The organism is Acidovorax sp. BLS4 (assembly GCF_032929295.1).
Lineage (GTDB): Bacteria > Pseudomonadota > Gammaproteobacteria > Burkholderiales > Burkholderiaceae_C > Paracidovorax.
In genome coordinates, this window is record NZ_CP136797.1 from 306,056 (window position 1) to 323,994 (window position 17,939).

18 protein-coding genes are annotated in these 17,939 nt (G+C 68.3%); 12 read left to right on the top strand and 6 right to left on the bottom strand.

Annotation, left to right across the window (positions count from 1 at the left end; translation table 11 throughout):
- Nucleotide 1: 1 nt before the first annotated feature.
- Nucleotides 2-232, bottom strand: coding sequence for a hypothetical protein (locus tag R1Z03_RS01465; RefSeq protein WP_284393299.1), 231 nt, complete (start codon nt 230-232; stop codon nt 2-4).
- Nucleotides 233-242: 10 nt separating this feature from the next.
- Nucleotides 243-1,097 carry a MoxR family ATPase gene (locus R1Z03_RS01470; protein ID WP_284393300.1) on the bottom strand — a complete coding sequence of 285 codons (855 nt, stop codon included), beginning with the start codon at nt 1,095-1,097 and terminating at the stop codon, nt 243-245.
- 104 nt (nt 1,098-1,201) lie between these two features.
- On the opposite strand from R1Z03_RS01470, the gene R1Z03_RS01475 reads away from it, so the two are divergent.
- A complete protein-coding gene (locus tag R1Z03_RS01475; protein ID WP_272565067.1) occupies nt 1,202-1,867 on the top strand; it encodes a cytochrome c in 666 nt (221 codons plus the stop codon).
- Between the two features lie 210 nt (nt 1,868-2,077).
- On the top strand, nt 2,078-3,124 hold the full coding sequence (locus tag R1Z03_RS01480; RefSeq protein ID WP_317356266.1) for a hypothetical protein: 1,047 nt from the start codon (nt 2,078-2,080) through the stop codon (nt 3,122-3,124).
- A 37-nt stretch (nt 3,125-3,161) separates the two neighbouring features.
- Here the strand turns inward: R1Z03_RS01480 and R1Z03_RS01485 are convergent, their stop codons facing one another.
- The 4 genes from R1Z03_RS01485 to R1Z03_RS01500 form a co-directional block, all read right to left on the bottom strand.
- Nucleotides 3,162-5,681: an EAL domain-containing protein gene (locus R1Z03_RS01485; protein ID WP_317356267.1), complete on the bottom strand. Its 2,520-nt coding sequence runs from the start codon at nt 5,679-5,681 to the stop codon at nt 3,162-3,164.
- Between the two features lie 162 nt (nt 5,682-5,843).
- Nucleotides 5,844-6,278 (bottom strand): DUF1841 family protein, encoded by a 435-nt coding sequence (locus tag R1Z03_RS01490; protein WP_284393307.1) that lies wholly within the window; start codon nt 6,276-6,278, stop codon nt 5,844-5,846.
- A gap of 122 nt (nt 6,279-6,400) precedes the next feature.
- On the bottom strand, nt 6,401-8,230 hold the full coding sequence (locus R1Z03_RS01495) for a methyl-accepting chemotaxis protein (protein WP_317356269.1): 1,830 nt from the start codon (nt 8,228-8,230) through the stop codon (nt 6,401-6,403).
- A 159-nt stretch (nt 8,231-8,389) separates the two neighbouring features.
- Nucleotides 8,390-9,190, bottom strand: coding sequence for an IclR family transcriptional regulator C-terminal domain-containing protein (locus R1Z03_RS01500; RefSeq protein WP_317356270.1), 801 nt, complete (start codon nt 9,188-9,190; stop codon nt 8,390-8,392).
- 109 nt (nt 9,191-9,299) lie between these two features.
- Here R1Z03_RS01500 and R1Z03_RS01505 point away from each other — a divergent pair, with 109 nt between their 5' ends.
- From R1Z03_RS01505 to R1Z03_RS01550, 10 genes are all read left to right on the top strand, one after another.
- On the top strand, nt 9,300-10,001 hold the full coding sequence (locus tag R1Z03_RS01505) for a 3-oxoacid CoA-transferase subunit A (protein ID WP_317356271.1): 702 nt from the start codon (nt 9,300-9,302) through the stop codon (nt 9,999-10,001).
- Between the two features lie 29 nt (nt 10,002-10,030).
- Nucleotides 10,031-10,684 (top strand): 3-oxoacid CoA-transferase subunit B, encoded by a 654-nt coding sequence (locus R1Z03_RS01510; RefSeq protein ID WP_317356273.1) that lies wholly within the window; start codon nt 10,031-10,033, stop codon nt 10,682-10,684.
- Nucleotides 10,685-10,734: 50 nt separating this feature from the next.
- The gene (gene pcaF / locus R1Z03_RS01515; RefSeq protein ID WP_272565059.1) at nt 10,735-11,937 is read left to right on the top strand and encodes a 3-oxoadipyl-CoA thiolase; all 1,203 of its coding nucleotides are present in this window, start codon (nt 10,735-10,737) and stop codon (nt 11,935-11,937) included.
- 34 nt (nt 11,938-11,971) lie between these two features.
- Complete coding sequence (gene pcaD / locus R1Z03_RS01520; RefSeq protein ID WP_317356275.1) at nt 11,972-12,766, top strand: 3-oxoadipate enol-lactonase; 795 nt, start codon at nt 11,972-11,974, stop codon at nt 12,764-12,766.
- 33 nt (nt 12,767-12,799) lie between these two features.
- Nucleotides 12,800-13,867: a cyclase family protein gene (locus tag R1Z03_RS01525; protein ID WP_284405378.1), complete on the top strand. Its 1,068-nt coding sequence runs from the start codon at nt 12,800-12,802 to the stop codon at nt 13,865-13,867.
- A 113-nt stretch (nt 13,868-13,980) separates the two neighbouring features.
- Nucleotides 13,981-14,277: a YciI family protein gene (locus tag R1Z03_RS01530; protein WP_284393330.1), complete on the top strand. Its 297-nt coding sequence runs from the start codon at nt 13,981-13,983 to the stop codon at nt 14,275-14,277.
- A gap of 42 nt (nt 14,278-14,319) precedes the next feature.
- Nucleotides 14,320-15,045, top strand: a complete 726-nt coding sequence (locus R1Z03_RS01535) for an SDR family oxidoreductase (protein ID WP_284393332.1) — start codon at nt 14,320-14,322, stop codon at nt 15,043-15,045.
- Between the two features lie 53 nt (nt 15,046-15,098).
- Entirely contained in the window at nt 15,099-16,433 is a 1,335-nt protein-coding gene (locus R1Z03_RS01540) for a TIGR00366 family protein (RefSeq protein WP_317356278.1), read from the top strand.
- A 58-nt stretch (nt 16,434-16,491) separates the two neighbouring features.
- A complete protein-coding gene (catC, locus tag R1Z03_RS01545; RefSeq protein WP_272565052.1) occupies nt 16,492-16,776 on the top strand; it encodes a muconolactone Delta-isomerase in 285 nt (94 codons plus the stop codon).
- An 88-nt stretch (nt 16,777-16,864) separates the two neighbouring features.
- Nucleotides 16,865-17,872, top strand: coding sequence for a tripartite tricarboxylate transporter substrate binding protein (locus R1Z03_RS01550; RefSeq protein ID WP_284429374.1), 1,008 nt, complete (start codon nt 16,865-16,867; stop codon nt 17,870-17,872).
- Nucleotides 17,873-17,939 lie beyond the last annotated feature (67 nt).

Sequence of the window (17,939 nt, forward strand, 5' to 3'; positions counted from 1 at the left end):
ATCACTCCTTGTCGCTGGGTGCGCGGCTGGCGCGCCAGCGCCGTGCCGCTTGCAGGCCGAAGCCGCCGCCCAGGCCCACGAGGGCGATGCCCGCCAGGCTGGACGGGCCGTAGCCCGAGGTGAAGATGTCAAAGCCCAGCAGGTGGCCGATCCAGTAGCCCGCGAGCGCGCCGCCCACGAAGCCCACGGCGTCGGACAGGCCTTCCATCAGCAGGCGGCGTGCGCTGCTCATCGCGGGCCCTTCATCGGTTGCGCTGGTTCATGAAGACCAGCTTTTCGAAAAGGCCCACGTCCTGTTCGTTCTTGAGCAGGGCACCCACCAGCGGCGGCACGGCGACCTTGTGGTCGGCGCTTTGCAGGGCTTCGAGCGGAATGTCTTCGGCCACGAGCAGCTTGAGCCAGTCGATGAGTTCGCTGGTGGACGGCTTCTTCTTCAGGCCCGGCAGGCCGCGCACGTCGTAGAAGGTCTTCATCGCCACGGCGAGCAGTTCGGCCTTGAGCGTGGGAAAGTGCACGTCGACGATCTTGCGCATCGTCTCGGCTTCGGGGAACTTGATGTAGTGGAAGAAGCAGCGGCGCAGGAACGCGTCGGGCAGCTCTTTTTCGTTGTTGGACGTGATGAAGACCAGCGGCCGGTGCTTGGCGCGGATGAGTTCGCGCGTCTCGTAGCAGTAGAACTCCATGCGATCGATCTCGCGCAGCAGATCGTTCGGGAATTCGATGTCGGCCTTGTCGATCTCGTCGATCAGCAGCGCCACGGGCTGGTCGGCGGTGAAGGCCTGCCACAGCACGCCCTGCACGATGTAGTTGCGGATGTCCTTCACGCGCTCGCTGCTGTCGGCATCGCCCAACTGGCTGTCGCGCAGGCGGCTCACGGCGTCGTATTCGTACAGCCCCTGCTGCGCCTTGGTGGTGGACTTGATGTGCCACTGCAGGAGCGGCATGCCCAGCTCGCGCGAGACCTCTTCGGCCAGCATGGTCTTGCCGGTGCCGGGCTCGCCCTTGACGAGCAGCGGGCGCTGCAAGGTGATGGCCGCATTCACTGCGAGCATCAGGTCCTGGGTGGCAACGTAACTCTGTGAGCCTTGGAATTTCATGGGCCGTAAATAGGGTAATCGTTGATAAAAGGCCTGGAAAGGCGCTGGCTATAATCGTTTTCTGCCCGAGCACCGACAAACTTCCACGAGATTGTGCGCGCAAAATGAACAAGAAGTTGACCACGATATTTGCCCTGGCTGTCGCTTGCGTGACCGCGGTTTCGCAGGCCCAGGAGACCAAGGGCGATGCCAAGGCGGGCCAGGGCAAGGTCGCCATGTGCATCGGTTGCCACGGCATTCCGGGCTACCAGGCCAGCTTTCCCGAAGTGCACAAGGTGCCCATGATTTCGGGGCAGGGCGAGCGCTACATCGCCTCGGCCCTGAACGCCTACAAGAAGGGCGACCGCAAGCATCCGACCATGCGCGGCATTGCCGACTCGCTCACCGACCAGGACATCGCCGATGTGTCCGCGTACTACGCGGCCCAGGTGCGCGAGGGCGCCAACCTGCCGGCCAAGCCCACCCGCGAGCCGAGCGTGCAGGTGGCGCAGCTGCTGCAAAAGGGCGCGTGCGTGTCCTGCCACGGCGATAACTTCGCCAAGCCCATCGATCCGTCGTATCCCAAGATTTCAGGCCAGCATGCGGACTATCTGTTCGTGGCGCTCAAGGCCTACAAGGCCGACCCGAACAACGCGCACCTGGGCCGCTCCAACGCCATCATGGCGGGCATTGCCAAGCAGTTCACGAATGCCGAGCTGAAGGCGCTGGCGGGCTACATCGGTTCGCTCGACGGCGAGCTGCAGGTGGTGCCTCAGTCGCGTTTTCGCTGACCGTCGCGCACCGGGGCCTCGCCCCGCGGCTGTTCGTCCCAGCCCGCCTTCTGGCGGGTTTTTCTTTGGCTGGAGGATGGCTCAGGCCATGCCATGGGACGGGTGCGCAGGAGGGCCGGTAGAGGGTTTGATCCGCGTGAAGGGGCGTTATATTTTGGTGATGCCTGCCTTTCGTTCCATCCCATCAACGCACCTTCACGAGGCCCACGCATGAGCATTTCCGTCGCCAATCGCCTGCTACAGAATTCCTCTGCCCTGTCGGAGTCGGGGCGGCTGGCCCTGGCCTTCGTGGATGGCGGGCTGCAATGGCTGGACTGGGCGATCACTTCGCTCGATGCGCGCTACCACTTTCCCGACGAGACTGCCCTGGTCGATCACATACAAAAGGGCCTGCACGGCTCCCCCTTGGCGCTGCTGCCCGCACTGGGGCTGCGGATCGGCCCCGTCAAACTGATGACGCTCGGGGTGGGTGACCTTCGCGCCCTGGCGCTCGCCGAACTCGGCGATGCCAGCCCTGCGGTGGACGCGCAGGTTCAGCGCGTCCTGCGCGACCACCGGCTTCTGGTGGCCGTGGATCTGCGCCGCGCGCAGGCGTTCCTGGCGTCGCTGGGAGTGGCAGAGGCCCCGGTGTTCCAAAGCCTTGAATTCACCGACTGGGTGGCGTTGTGCGAGTTACCCGACGGACCTTTTGGCGGCGCGGCGCCGTCGCAGGCACTGCTGGAGGAGGCCGCGCGCTTCAGTGTGACCCAGGCGCGCACGCCCAGTGCGTTCGCCGACTATTACCGCGCCTATCTGCACTTGGCCACCCAGTGGCCCGGTCTTGCACAGGCGTCCGCCGAGCAGCGCAGCGGGGCTGCGCAAGCGGCGCTGCAAGCCGTGTTGCCGCGGCTTCTCGGCGCGCTCGATGGTCCGACGCTGAGTTCGGTGCCCATGCCTGCGGTGGAGGTGCACATGGCGGTGCGCAACTGGTTGGCGATGGGGCGGCGCATCGGCTTTTCGAGCCTGTCCGAGGGCGTCCGCTGCATCGTCGAAAGCGGGCACTACCGCGGCGAGACCGGCGATGCAGCCGCGCGGAGCGTTGACGCGGCCCTCCAGCAGGCGATGGAGGTGCTGAACGCCAATGACCTGCGGTCGGCGCGGCTGGGCCAGGACGGGGCGACGATGACCGTCCCGGCCGGGTCCGAGAAAGCGCAGATTGAACTGCAGGTGTCCAGCGCAGGCCTTGTTTCTCTGAAGCGCCTGGGCGCCGCCGCATAGCCGGCGCTGCAGGCCCGTCCGGCGCCTGGCGGCCCCCTCACTCGCGCGGGGACAGGTCCAGAAGTTCCAGCGGTGCCGGCCGGCCGAAGTGGTAGCCCTGGGCCTGGGCGCAGCCCATGGCGCGCAATTGGCGGGCCTCGCCCTCGGTTTCCACGCCCTCGGCCACCACGGCCACGCCGAACCCCTTGGCGATGTGGAGCACGGCGGTCACGATGGCCGCGTCCTGGGGTGAATGCAGCAGGTTGCGCACGAAGCGCTGGTCGATCTTCAGGCAGTCGAACGGCAGCCGGCTCAGGTAGGCCAGCGAGGAATACCCCGTACCGAAATCGTCGATGGCGATCTTCACGCCCAGCGCGCGGATGGCGGCCAGGCGCGCCTGCGTCACGCCGTCGTCTTCGATCAGCACCGATTCGGTCAGCTCCAGCGTGAGGTGGTCCGGCGGAAGTCTGCTGTCGCGCAGCACCTGCTGCAGCGTGGCGGGAAAGTCCGACTGGATGAGCTGGCGCGCGGACACGTTCACATGGATGTCGAATCCCTCCGGCAGACGGGGCAACTGGTCCGCGATGGCCTGCGTGGCCGCGCGCAGCACCCAGTCGCCCAGGGCCAGGATGAGGTCGGATTCCTCGGCGATGGGAATGAACGTGCCGGGCGGCACCAGCCCGCGCGTGGGGCTGTTCCAGCGCACCAGGGCTTCCGCCCCTGTGACGCGCCCGCTGGCCAGGTCGATCACGGGCTGGTAGTGCACGAGGAACTGGCCTTTTTCCAGCGCCTGGCGCAGTTCGATGGCGAGCCGCGTGCGCTCCATCGACTGCTCGACCATGCAGGGCTCGAACACCACGCACTGGTTGCGGCCGCGCCGCTTGGCCTCGCCCAGCGCGATGCTGCCGTTGCGCAGCCATTCCGCCAGATGCTCGCCCGCCAGCGAGCCCGCGACCACGCCCACCGAGGCATTGAGCATGACCTCGTCCGCCCCCACGGAAAACGGGGTGGAGAACAGGCCCAGCACGGCCTTGCCGATGGTGTCTTCCGCCACCGCGTGCCCGTCCAGGTGCAGCAGCGCGAATTCGTCGCCGCCCAGCCGCGCTATCAGCACGGTGGCTGGCAGGTGCTGGCGCATGCGCTCCGCGATGGCCTGCATCAGCCGGTCGCCGGTGCCGAAGCCCACGCTGTCGTTGATGGCGCGAAACGCATCCAGCCCCACCAGGCTCAGCACGGCCCAGCGCGGGGATTTCCAGTCGGCTTTCTCCAGCAGGCCGCGCCGGGTGAGCAGGCGGGTGAGGGGGTCGCTCAGCAACTGCTCGCGCATCTGCTGGAAGGACTGGCGCAGCCGGTCGGCCATCTGGTTGAAGGCCTGGATGAGCGTCGTGGTCTCGCGCAGCGCGCTGGTGTGCGGCAGCAGGCCCGGTTCCCAGTCGCCGCGCGACAGGCGGTTGGCGGCGTCGGCCGTGAGCAGGATGGGACGCGCCACGCGCTGCACCGCCCATAGCCCCAGCAGCAGCCCGAGCAGGGCAATGCCGCTCGCCGCCAGAATGGAACGGCGGCTGATGACGCGCGTGTCGCCCAGCAGGTCGGACTCTGGGAGCAGCACGACGATGCGCCAGTCGATGCCGGGCTGCTGCGTGAACGGGGTCACGCGGGCGAAGTAGCGTTCGCCGTTGTGCGCGAACTGAAAGTCGATGCCCGCATCGGAGCGGGCGTGGGGCAGGGCGGCGGCGGCGGCGCGGATGGGCGCGCTGGCGCTCCGGCCGGCGGTGAGCCGCTCCCGCTCTCCGCCGCGCGGGGCGGGCTGCTCCGACAGCACCGAGCCGCCCTCGGACTGCGCCACCAGCCGCTGCTCCGTGTCCAGGATGAAGATGTGGCCGTTCCCGCGCAAGGGGTCGTCCCGCAGGAACTGGTTGAGCGTGTCCAGGCGCACATCGGCCTCCATCACGCCCACCATCTGGCCGCTGGCGATCACGGCGGAGGCGGCCGAGATGGTCACATCGGCGCGCTCTCCGGCCGTGGTGTAGATCGGCGACCAGCCCGCGCGCCCGGACCGGGCCACGGGCACATACCAGGGCCGGATGCGCGGGTCGTAGCCGCGGAACGAGGCCGACACCGCGTCGGGCGTGCCGCTCTGGTACACGTGCATCAGGCCCTCGGTGGAGCGGTCCTTGAGGATGAGCCGAAAGCCGTCCGCTTCGCGGCGCATGCCGGTGTATTCGCCGTCGCGGCTGCCGAAGCTCAGCAGGCTGATCTGCCGCTCGTCGCGGTACAGGGCGTCGAACACGGCGCGCAGGTGTTCGTGGATGGGCCGCATGTCGCCCGGCTGGTACAGGCCATGGCGGCCGATCGCATCGGCGATGTCGCGCTGGATCTCGAAGGGCCGGGAGAGAAAGCGCGACAGCCGGTCCCGGGCGGTGAGCGTCACGGCGTCCAGCAGCCGCACGCTTTCCTGGTCGATCAGGTGGCCGATCTGCCGCTGCTGCGTGAAGGCATGCAATGCCACGGTGGCCGCGAACAGCACGGCGAACGGGACGGCAATGGCGGTGCGCAGCGAAATCTGCCACCGGCGCATGTCAGGCCCCCTGGTCGGGTGCGAGGGCACCGCGGGTGCGTGGGCACCGTGCACGGTGCGGCCTTGCCCGAGGAGCTGCCGCGGCGGCGGGCGACGCTGCCAGCCGGTCAGCGATCTGGAGGGCGGTTTTGGACATGGCGGCGTGCGGCAGGCGGTGAGCCCTCAGTCCCGGGTGGCGCGCCGCTGCACGCAGGCGACATATGCATCGCCATCGGGCGGGCGGCCGGAACGCTGGCTTTCCCACAGCATCTGTCCCAGGCATTCCATGGCGGCATGGTGCGCATCGAGCAGCGAGTCCTTGCGGGCGGCCAGCAGTTCGACCGCCTGGCGGATGCCGCGGGGCTGGTCGATGCTGCACTGCTCGCTGATCGACAGGTGCATGGACAGATGCAGGAAGGGGTTGGTGCGGTCCGGCGTCTCGTCGTAGTTGCGGGCCAGGGCTGCATCGACATCGGCCAGATCGGCGTGGTATTCGGGGTGCTCTGCGATCCAAAGGCTGGCCAGGGTCTCGATGGCTTCCATGGGCTGGCCGGCCTGGGATTTGGCGTACACGGCGCAGAAAAAGCGCCGCACATCGGCTTGGGACGGATTGAACATGGCAGCCAGCGTAGCACGGGCAAAGCGGGTTTCAGGCAGGGGTTGCACGGGAGGAAACCGTGCATTCCGGCATGCGGTGCGCCGCTGCGCCCCGCATCGCCGGCGCGGCCGGCCGCAAGCTGTCAGAAGGTCTCCCAGTCGTCGGCGTTGTGCTTGCCGCCTGCTGCGGGCGCTGCTGCTGCGGCGGCGGGGGGCGCGGCGATGGCGCGGGGCTTCGGGGCGGGGGCCTTGGGGGCCGCGGGGGCCTTGCCCGCCGGCGCTTTGGCGGCGGGAGCCGACAGCTGGGAGGGCGCGGTCTTGGGCGTGGGCCGGGCTGCTGTGGCCGCCTGTGCGGGCAAGGCGGCCGTCGGGCGAACCGGCGCCGAGGCAGGCGGGGCCATTACCGCAGGGCGCGGCGCTGCCATGCCGCTGCCGGGGGCCAGCTTGAACACGGCCACGGCCTGCACCAGTTGGTCCGCCTGCACGCGCAGGCCCGAGGCTGCGGCCGCGCTTTGCTCGACCAGGGCGGCGTTCTGCTGGGTGGCCTGGTCCATCTGCACCACGGCTTCGCCGACCTGGGCGACGCCATCGCTCTGCTCGCGGCTGGCCGCGCTGATCTCGCCCACGATGGCGGTCACCCGGCGGATGGAGGTCACCACCTCCTGCATGGTGGCACCGGCCTGGTCGACCAGGGCCGTGCCCTGTTCCACGCGCTCCACGCTGGCGCTGATGAGGTTCTTGATTTCCTTGGCGGCATCGGCCGAGCGTCCGGCCAGGCTGCGCACCTCGCTGGCCACCACGGCGAAGCCGCGACCCTGCTCGCCCGCGCGGGCGGCTTCCACGGCGGCGTTGAGCGCCAGGATGTTGGTCTGGAAGGCAATGCTGTCGATCACGGAGATGATGTCCGAGATCTTGCGCGAGCTGTCGTTGATGCCCTTCATGGTGTCCACCACCTGGTTGACCACCTCGCCGCCCTTCACCGCGACGTCGCTTGCATCCTGCGCGAGTTGGTTGGCCTGGCGGGCGTTGTCGGCGTTCTGGCGCACGGTGCTGCCCAGTTCCTCCATGGACGCGGCCGTCTCTTCCAGGGCCGAGGCCTGCTGCTCGGTGCGCTGGCTCAGGTCATTGTTGCCCTGGGCGATCTCCGCGCTGGCGGTGGCCACGCTCTCGGCATTGCCGCGCACGGTGCCCACGGTCTGCACCAGGTTGCTCTGCATGCGCTGCAGGGCAGTCAGCAGGGCACCGGTTTCGTCCCTGGATTGGGAAACGATCGGCACGCTCAGGTTGCCGTCGGCCACGCGGTCGGCGGCGTCCACGGCGTCCTGCAAGGGGGCCGTGACGGAACGCGTGATGAAGAAAGCGCAGACCGCACCGATCAGCGCGGCGATGAGCGCCACCACCCAGACGATCGTGCGGGCGGTGAGGTAAGCGGCGTGGGCTGCGGCGCCGCCGTCCTGCATGTTCTTTTCCTGCAGGTCCACCATCTTCTTCAGGGTGGCCAGGAAGGTGCCCTGAATGGCGTAGCGGGGGCCGAACAGCAGTTGCTGGCCCTCCTCGTTCTTGTTCTGCACGCCGAGGGCGCCCACATCCTGGCTGAATGCGATGAAGGCTGCGCTCTGGGTCTTGATGTCCTGGATGAGCGCGCGTTCTTCTGCGGTGTCGGCCAGTTTTTCCAGCGTGCCGATGAGCGTGCCCATCGATGCGACGTTCTTGTCCAGCGCCGCCTTGTTGGGCACCATGGCTTTTTCATCGGCCAGGATGATGAGGTTGCGTACCACGCGTGCCGTGTCCATGGTGAGGTAGGACAGCTGCTGGCTGGCCGCGGCCTTGGGGTACAGGTCGGTGATGAGTTGCTGCGAGGCTTCGTCCTGGTCGGCGAGGCGGAACAGGCTCATGCCGGTGATGATTGCCATGAGCAGGAGCACCACGCCGAAGCCGAGGCCCAGGCGCACGCCCAGTTTGAGATTTTTCATGGAAGGGACTTCTGGAAATGACCGATTGGAGAGATGGCAACAGCAAGCTGCCTATTTGTCATTAATCGTAACCACTAATTGCCAGGGGCCCTGAGCGCCGCCTGTTTTTTGGCGGCTGCGCCGGCCGGCTGTGGGAAAAATTCCACAGCGGCCGGCGTGTCAGCGGCGGGTGCCCAGCGTGCGCGAAATGGCTTCGGCGGCCTTGAGCAGGGCCGGCAGCAACTCGGTCTGCATCATCTCGGCGCTGGTCCGGTTGGCCTGCCCGCTGATGTTGAGTGCCGCCACCGTTTCACCCGCCCGGTTGCGCAGCGGTGCGGCGACCGAGATCAGGCCCTCTTCCAGTTCCTGGTTGATCAGGCACCAGCCCTGCGCCCGGGCCTGGCGCACGGCGGCGAGCAGGGCGTCGTCGTCCAGCAGGGTGTGAGGCGTGAGCCGCTGGCGCGGCACCCTCGGCAGCAGGGCGGCCACGTCGGCATCGGGCTGGCCGGCCAGCAGCACGCGGCCCATCGACGTCCAGAAGGCGGGCAGGCGCGAGCCCACGCCCAGGTTGGTGCTCATGATCTTGTGGGTGTGCACGCGCAGCACGTAGACGATGTCGCTGCCGTCCAGCACGGCGGCCGAGCAGGATTCGTGCACCTGATCCACCAGCGCTTCCATCGTCGGCTCGGCCAGATCCCAGATCGGCATGGACGACAGGTAGGCAAAGCCCAGGTCCAGAATGCGCGGGGTCAGCCGGAACAGCCGCCCATCGCTTTCCACATACCCCAGCGTCTGCAAGGTGAGCAGGATGCGCCGCGCCCCGGCGCGCGTGAGGCCCGTGCGGGCGGCCACTTCGCTCAGCGTCTGCTGCGGCGCGGTGGCGCTGAACGAGCGGATCACCTCCAGCCCACGGGCGAACGACTGCACATAGCTGTCGCCCGGCCTAGGGTTATCACCAGTCTCCGCGGGGGTATCGCTCATAAGCATTTGGTCCTAAAATTCATTATACGAACATTTGTTCTATATGCGAACAAACATCCCGCCGCTGAGGCGGGACCCGAATTCTCACCTTTAGGCTTCTCCTTTCCCCATGATCAACAAGATTGCGGATTCCGTGGCCCAGGCCCTGTCGGGCATCCAGGATGGCGCCACCGTGCTGATCGGCGGCTTCGGCACCGCCGGCATTCCCGGCGAACTGATCGACGGGCTGATCGATCAGGGCGCGCGCGACCTCACCGTGGTGAACAACAACGCCGGCAACGCCGATGCGGGCCTGGCCGCGCTGCTCAAGGCTGGGCGGGTGCGCAAGATCATCTGCAGCTTTCCGCGCCAGGTGGACAGCCACGTGTTCGACGGCCTGTACCGGTCCGGCCAGCTGGAGCTGGAACTGGTGCCCCAGGGCAACCTGGCCGAGCGCCTGCGGGCGGCCGGGGCCGGCATCGGTGCCTTCTTCTGCCCCACGGGCTACGGCACGGAGCTGGCCAAGGGCAAGGAGACGCGCGAGATCGGCGGCAAGCAGTACGTGCTGGAGTACCCCATCCAGGGCGACGTGGCGCTGATCAAGGCCGAGCGGGGCGACCGCTGGGGCAACCTCACCTACCGCATGTCCGCCCGCAACTTCGGCCCCGTCATGGCCACCGCCGCGCGGCGCACCGTGGCCACGGTGCACGAGGTGGTGGAGCTGGGCGCGCTCGACCCCGAGTCCATCGTCACGCCCGGCATCTACGTGAGCCACGTGGTGAGGATCGACCGCGTGGCCACGCAGGCCGGCGGCTTCAAGAAGTCAGCATGAAAATGGCCCCCAGCGCAACAGGAGCTAGCGTGAGCAGCTATCAAAAAAGAAGCAAAGACGAACTGGCCGCCCGCGTGGCGCAGGACATCCACGACGGTGCCTACGTCAACCTGGGCATCGGCCAGCCCACGCTGGTGGCCAACCACATTCCGCCGGGCCGCGAAGTCATCCTGCAAAGCGAGAACGGCATCCTGGGCATGGGCCCGGCGCCGACCGCGGGCGACGAGGACTACGACCTCATCAACGCCGGCAAGCAGCCCGTGACGCTGCTGGCGGGCGGTGCGTACTTCCACCATGCCGACAGCTTCGCCATGATGCGCGGCGGCCACCTGGACATCTGCGTGCTGGGCGCCTTCCAGGTCAGCGCCACGGGCGACCTGGCCAACTGGAGCACGGGCGAGCCCGGCGCCATCCCCGCCGTGGGCGGCGCCATGGACCTGGCCATCGGTGCCAAGCAGACCTGGGTGATGATGGACCTGCTCACCAAGCAGGGTCAGTCCAAGGTCGTGCCGCAATGCACCTACCCGCTGACCGGCATCGGCTGCGTCAAGCGCATCTACAGCGACCTGGCCACGCTGGCCTGCACGCCCGAGGGCCTGGTGCTCATCGATGCCGTGCCGGGCCTCGACCATGCCGAACTCGAACGCCTCGTGGGCCTGCCCATCCGGCCATCGCACGCCTGACACCGGCCGCCGCGGCGCCTTTTCCGACCAACACCCTGGAGACAAAGACCATGACGCAAGCCTTCATCTGCGACGCCATCCGCACGCCCTTCGGCCGCTACGGCGGTGCCCTGTCCAGCGTGCGCACCGACGACCTGGGCGCCATCCCGCTCAAGGCGCTGATGGCCCGCAACCCGAACGTGGACTGGGCCGCCGTGGTGGACGTGCTCTACGGCTGCGCCAACCAGGCCGGCGAAGACAACCGCAACGTCGCCCGCATGTCCGCGCTGCTGGCCGGCCTGCCGATCGACGTGCCCGGCGCCACGATCAACCGCCTGTGCGGCTCGGGCCTGGACGCCGTGGGCACGGCCGCGCGCGCCATCAAGTCCGGCGAAGCGGGCCTGATGATCGCCGGCGGCGTGGAGAGCATGAGCCGCGCCCCCTTCGTGATGCCGAAGGCCGAAACCGCCTTCAGCCGCGCCAATGCGGTGTATGACACCACTATCGGCTGGCGCTTCGTCAACAAGCTCATGAAGGCGCAGTACGGTGTGGATTCGATGCCCGAGACGGCCGAGAACGTGGCCGACGACTACGGCATCGAGCGCGAAGCACAGGACCGCATGGCCCTCGCCAGCCAGCGCAAGGCCGTGGCCGCCCAGCAGGCCGGCCATCTGGCACGCGAGATCACGCCCGTGCAGGTGCCGCAGAAGAAGGGCGAGCCCGTCACCGTGGACCAGGACGAGCACCCGCGCGAGACCAGCCTGGAAGCGCTCGCCAAGCTCAAGCCCGTGGTGCGCGAAGGCGGCACGGTGACGGCCGGCAACGCCAGCGGCGTGAACGACGGCGCCTGCGCGCTGTTGCTGGCCGATGAGGCGAGCGCCGCCCGGCACGGCCTCACGCCGAAGGCCCGCGTGGTCGGCATGGCCACGGCCGGCGTGGCCCCGCGCGTGATGGGCATCGGCCCCGCTCCGGCCACGCAGAAGGTGTTGCAGCTGACGGGCCTCACGCTCGATCAGCTCGATGTGATCGAACTCAACGAGGCCTTCGCCGCGCAAGGCATCGCCGTGCTGCGCCAACTGGGCCTGCAGGACGACGACGCGCGCGTGAACGCCTGGGGCGGCGCCATCGCGCTGGGCCATCCGCTGGGCGCCAGTGGCGCGCGCCTGGCCACCACGGCCGTGAACCGCCTGCATGCCACGGGGGGGCGCTACGCGCTGGCCACCATGTGCATCGGCGTGGGGCAGGGCATCGCCGTGGTGCTTGAACGCGTCTGATCGGCCCGCTGCCAAACCCCAGGAAATCAAGCCCGTGTCCACCGCCACCCTCCATACCCCCGCCGGCGCCTTCCGCGTGCGCCTCGACGGTCCCGAAGGCGCACCCGTGCTGGTGCTGTCCAACTCCCTGGGCACCACCCTGGAGATGTGGGACGCGCAAGCCGCGCGCTTCGCCACGACGCACCGCGTGCTGCGCTACGACACGCGCGGCCACGGCGCGAGCGTGGCCTCGCCCGGCCCGTACACGGTCGACCAGCTGGGCAGCGACGTGCTGGCGCTGCTCGATGCGCTGGACATCGAGCGCGCCAGCTTCTGCGGCATCTCGATGGGCGGCCTCACCGGCCTGTGGCTGGGCGTGAATGCCCCCGCGCGGCTGAACCACCTGGTGGTGGCCAACAGCGCCGCGAAGATCGGCACGGCCGAGGGCTGGACATCGCGCGCCGCGCTGGTCCGCGAAAAGGGCACGGCGGCCATGGCCGAGCTGGCCGCATCGTCGCCCAGCCGCTGGTTCACCGATGCCTTCGTGGCTGCGCAGCCCGCCGTGGTGCCGCGCGCCCAGGGCTGGATCGCCGGCATTGCCCCCGAGGGCTATGCCGCCTGCTGCGAGGCCCTGGCCCAGGCCGACCTGCGCAGCGCCATCCGTGCCATCAGCGTGCCCACGCTGCTGATCGCCGGCAGCGCCGACCCGGTGACCACGCTGGCCGATGCGCAGGCCATGCAGGCCATCATCGCGGGCGCGCAGCTGGCGCAGGTGCCGGCCTCGCACCTGTCCAACCTGGAAGCGCCGGCCGCGTTCGACGCCGCGCTGGCCGCTTTCCTGGCGCGCTGAGCCGCGGGCACGAAGAGAAGAGACCGAGACCGCATGGACCCGCAGCCCACCAACCCCCGCTGGCAGCACCGGCCCGCCGGATCCACCTGGGGCGACTTCGGCCCCCATGACCAACTGGGCCGTCTGAACCTGCTCACGCCCGAAAAGGTGCGCCAGGGCGTGGCCGAAGTGCAAGAGGGCCTGGCCTTCGCGCTGAGCCTGCCGCTGGACTATCCCGGCGGCAATGCCCTCAACCCCAATCGCCAGCCGCCCGTGCTGCGGCCGCTGCTGCGCAAGGGGCTGGTCAACTTCAATTGCCTGCTGGGTGCGCTGGAGCCGGGCCGCACCGACGTGCTGTCGGACGACCTGGCCATCCTGCACCTGCAGTACTCCACGCAGTGGGATGGCCTGGCGCACGCGGGCTCGATGTTCGACGCCAATGGCGACGGCCTGCCCGAAGCGCTGTACTACAACGGCTATGCCGCCGGCCGCGACATTGTGGGCCCGGACGACGTGCGCGATGCCGGCGTGCCCGCCGCGCCGGGCGCGGCCACCAGCACCTCGGCCGCGCATGCGCTGGGCATCGAGGGCATGGCCCGCACGGGCGTGCAGGGCCGCGGCGTGATGATCGATCTGCGCGCGCACCTGGGCGATGCCCGCACCGTGGTCGGCTACGACACGCTGATGCGCGTGCTGGAGGCCGACGGCGTGGCGGTGGAGCCGGGCGACATCGTCTGCCTGCACACGGGTTTTGCCGACGTGGTGCTGGGCATGCGCAGGCACCCCGATCCGGCCGTGCTGGCGGATAGCTGCGCCGTGCTGGACGGGCGCGACGACAGGCTGCTGCAGTGGATCACCGACAGCCAGCTCGCCGCCATCGCCGCCGACAACTACGCCGTCGAGGCCTTCCCCGCCAAGGCGGGCCCGGCCTGCTGCGCCGCGCTGCCGCTGCACGAGCACTGCCTGTTCAAGCTGGGCGTGCACCTGGGCGAGCTGTGGCACCTGACGCCGCTGGCCGCGTGGCTGCGCGCGCGCCACCGCTCGCGATTCCTGCTGACGGCGCCGCCGTTGAATTTGCCCGGGGCCATCGCCTCGCCCGTGACGCCGGTCGCCACCGTCTGAAGCCCTGACCGTCACCCCGTTCCGCGCAGTGCGCACTGCGCGGAAATCCATCCCCTGAAGCCGGTTGACCGGCGTTTGCAATGTGCCGGACCGCCGTGCACACGGAGACTGTTGTGCCTTTCATCATCGAGACCTTCGACAAACCCGATCACCAGCACGTGCGCCAGGCCACGCGGGCCGCGCACCTGGCGTTCCTCGACCAGCACAAGGCCCTGCTGCTGGCCTGCGGCGCCAAGCTGGCCGACGACGGCAAGGATCTGGGGGGCGGCCTGTACGTGGTGGCGCTCGATTCGCGCGAAGAGGCGCAGCGCTTCATCGAATCCGACCCGTTCCACGCCGCGGGTCTGTTCGAGCGCGTCACGCTCACGCGCTGGCGCAAGGCCTACGTCGATGGACAGAGCTACCTGTAATCCCCACGCGCCCCTGCATTCCCTGAAGAAGAAAGACCTTCCATGACCACTGCACCCGCACGCGAGCGCGTTCTCATCACCGGCGGCGGCGCCGGCATCGGCGCGGCGACGGCCGAGCGCTGCCGCGCCGACGGCTACGAGCCCGTCATCATCGACCGCGCGATCGCCCACGTGCCCGGCGGCATCCAGGCCGACCTGTCCGACACCGCCGACACCGCGCGGGCACTGCAGCAAGCGCTGGCGGGCGGGCCCATCACGCGCCTGGTCAACAACGTGGGCATCGTGGTGCCTGCCGAAGCCGCGGATCAGACGCTGGAGCAATTCGACCTCGCCGTGGCGCTGAACCTGCGCTGCGCGCTGCAGTGCATGCAGGCGCTGCTGCCGGGCATGCAGGCGGCGGGCTTCGGGCGCATCGTGAACATGTCCTCGCGCGCCGCGTTGGGCAAGGAGCTGCGCACCGCGTATTCGGCCACCAAGGCCGGCTTGATCGGCATGACGCGCGTGTGGGCGCTGGAGCTGGGCCGCCACGGCGTGACGGCCAACGCCATCGGCCCCGGCCCCATCCGCACCGAGCTGTTCGACCGCGCCAACCCGCCCGATGCGCCGCGCACCAAGGCCATCATCGACTCGGTGCCCGTCAAGCGCGTGGGCACGCCGGACGACGTGGCGCATGCCGTGTCCTATCTGCTCGATGCGCGCAGCGGCTTCGTCACCGGCCAGGTCTTGTACGTCTGCGGTGGCATGACCGTGGGCGTGGCCGGGGTCTAGCGCTTCCTCCTCGCGTTTTCTCAAAACCTCACAACACCAAAGAGACAAATTCCATGTCGAAAATCACCGCCTTCTTCACCGAACTGATGCGGCGCTACCTGCCCGATCCGTTCGTCTTCGCGATCATGCTCACGCTGCTGACCATGGCGCTCGCCTTCGGGGTGGAAAACCGCCCCATCAATGCCGTGGTGCAGGACTGGGGCAAGGGTTTCTGGAGCCTGCTGGCCTTCACCACGCAGATGGCGGTGATCCTGGTGATGGGCTACGTGCTGGCGGCCGCGCCCATCGTGGACCGCTTTCTCGACCGCATCGCCTCGCACGTGCACACGCCGCGCCAGGCCATCATCGTCGCCACCATCGTGGGCTGCGTGGGCAGCTACCTCAACTGGGGCTTCGGCCTGGTGATCGGCGGCATCATGGCGCGCAAGCTGGCGCTCAAGGTCAAGGGCGTGCACTACCCGCTCATCATCGCGGCGGCATACACGGGCTTCACCATGTACAGCCTGGGTTTCTCGGCCACCATCCCCGTGCTCATCTCCACCAAGGGCCACGCGTTCGAAAGCACCATGGGGCTGATCCCGCTCACGCAGACGATCTTCTCCGCGCCCATCCTGCTGACCAGCCTGGCCGTGCTGATCGCGCTGCCGCTGCTCAACGCCACCATGCACCCCAAGAAGGGCGAGCCGGTCGTGGAACTGGACCCGGCCACCGTGGCCGACCCCAAGCCCGCCAGTGCCGAACACCTGCTGGGCGACGAGAAGACGCTGGCCTGGCGCCTGAACAACAGCCGCGTGCTGAGCCTGCTGATCGGCCTGTGCGGCATGGCGTACGTGGCCATGCACTTCATCCAGGGCGGCAATCTCGACCTGAACATGATCAACTTCTTCATCCTGTTCCTCGGGGTGCTGCTGCTGGGCACACCGATGAAGTACGTGGAGAAGGTCAATGAAGGCGTGAAGACCATCGGCGGGATCATCCTGCAGTTCCCGTTCTACGCCGGCATCATGGCCATCATGCATGGCTCGGGCCTGGTGGAGTCCATCGCGCACGTGTTCGTGAGCGTCTCCACCGCCGACACGCTGCCGCTGTGGGGCCTGGTGAGTTCGTTCGTCATCAACTTCTTCGCGCCTTCGGGCGGCGGGCACTGGGTGCTGCAGGGCCCGTTCATGATCAACGCGGCCACCACGCTGGGCGCCTCGCAGGCGCAGACCGCCATGTCGGTGATGCTGGGCAACGGCTGGAACGATCTGGTGCAGCCTTTCTGGATCCTGCCGGCGCTGGCGCTGTCCAAGCTCAAGCTGAAAGACATCATGGGCTACACGGTGGTCTCCATGCTGCTGGTGGGCGCGATCTACGCCGTGACCATGCTGGTCTGGCCGCACCTGTGACCGCAGGCGCCTCTCTTTTCTTCCCTTTCCATCCCTTTTCGTTTTCAAGGAGCAACCGATGCTGTTCATGGCTGAAATGACGGTGAACATCCCGTCCACGCTGGCCCCCGAAGTGGCCGACGAGATCAAGCGCAAGGAAAAGGAATATTCGCAGCAGCTGCAGCAGGGCGGGAAGTGGCGCCACCTGTGGCGCGTCGTCGGCGAATACGCCAACGTGAGCATCTTCGACGTCGCCAGCAACGACGAGCTGCACACGATCCTGAGCGGCCTGCCGCTGTTCCCCTACATGCAGATCAAGGTGACGCCGCTGGCCAACCACCCGTCGTCCATCGTGCAGGAATAACGGCGTTGGCCGCTGCGCCCCGCTGGCGGGCGCCGCACCCGCCACGCGCCCCGCTTTTCATCCCCATAAAGAGATCCGAGGAAACAACATGACTTCCGTCCGCCCAAGCCTTCGCTTCGCCGCCCATCGCCGCACCCTGCTGGCCGCCGCCCTGGCCGTGGCCGCCACCGCTGCGGTGCCCACCGCGTTCGCGCAGGCGTTCCCCAACAAGCCCATCACCATCATCGTGCCCTTCGCAGCCGGCGGCACCACCGACATCCTGGCGCGCGTGATCGGCCAGGGCCTGTCCGCGGAGCTGGGCCAGTCGGTGGTGGTGGACAACCGCGCCGGCGCCGGCGGCAACATCGGCGGCCAGATGGCCGCGCGCGCGCCGGCCGACGGCTACACGCTCTTCATGGGCACGGTGGGCACGCACGCCATCAACGCCGCGCTCTACAAGAAGATGCCGTTCGATCCGGTGAAGGACTTCGCGCCGCTCACGCGCGTGGCCAACGTGCCCAATCTGCTGGTGGCCAACCCCAACCAGCCCTACAAGACGGTGCAGGAGCTGATCGCCTATGCCAAGGCCAACCCCGGCAAGGTGAACTTCGGCTCGTCCGGCAGCGGCAGCTCCATCCACCTGTCGGGCGAGCTGTTCAAGAGCATGGCCAAGGTGGACATGCAGCACGTGCCGTACAAGGGCAGCGCACCGGCCGTGACCGACCTGCTGGGCAACCAGATCGGCATCATGTTCGACAACATGCCCTCGGCCATCCAGCACGTGCGCTCGGGCAAGCTGCGCCCCATCGCCGTGACCACGGCCAAGCGCTCGCCCGAGCTGCCCGACGTGCCCACCATCGCCGAAGCCGGCGTGCCCGGCTACGAGGCCACGTCGTGGTTTGGCATGTTCGCGCCCGCCGGCACGCCCGCGCCCATCGTGGCGCAATTGAACAAGGCCTTGGTCAAGGTGCTGTCGCAGCCCGAGACGAAGAAGAAGCTGGCCGACCAGGGCGCCGAGCCGGTGAGCGAGACGCCCGAGCAGTTCGCCGCCTTCATCCAGGCCGAAAGTGCCAAGTGGGGCAAGGTCGTGAAGGAGTCCGGCGCCAGCGTGGATTGATTTGCTATATTTTTAATAGCTACATGCCCTAGTGGAATTTGCGCTGGTGGCATTTTTCATGCCGGTG